1 protein-coding gene is annotated in these 599 nt (G+C 73.3%); it reads left to right on the top strand.

Features of this window, described 5'->3' with window-relative positions; all coding sequences use genetic code 11:
• Positions 1-599: serine hydrolase (locus ACNPM4_RS11380; RefSeq protein WP_448985782.1), on the top strand; the 599-nt coding region annotated here is incomplete at both ends.

The raw sequence follows: 599 nt of genomic DNA, 5'->3' as shown, positions 1-599 counted from the left end.
GGTCTGTGGGAGTGGCAGCCGCTCTACCTCGATCACGCACACGCCGCCGACCCCGCGGCCGCGGCCGACGCGATCCCGCTCCGCTACGGCCTCGACGAGGGCCGTCACTACTCCGACCTCGGATTCCTGCTCCTCGGCCGCATCATCGCCGCCGTCACCGGGCTGCCCCTGGACGCCGCCGTCCGCGAGCTCGTGACCGTACCCCTCGGGCTCGACCGCACCGGATACGGCCCGGTCACCGCGCCCGTCGCCTCGTCGTCGGTCGGTGACGCCGCCGAACGCCGCATGGTCGCGACCGGTGAGCCCTATCCGATCCTCGCCGCCGACCGCACATTCGCCTGGCGCGAGGGCGAGATCACAGGCAGCGTGAACGACGGCAACAGCTTCCATGCGTTCGGCGGGATCTCCGGCCACGCCGGACTCTTCAGCACAGCCGACGACCTGCTCACCCTGGGTGCCGCGCTCGCCGCTCCCGAGCAGCGTCCCGAGCTGTGGCATCCGGATGCGACAGCCGACCTGTTCCGCGACGGACCCGACGCCGGGCAGGCGCTGGGCTGGCGCAGCGACACGGTCGCGGTCGGCGGCAGGCCGACCCGGCT

The organism is Microbacterium umsixpiens (genome assembly GCF_053543675.1).
The sequence above is the reverse complement of the archived record's forward strand: the minus strand, read 5'-3'. Positions and strand labels throughout refer to the sequence as shown.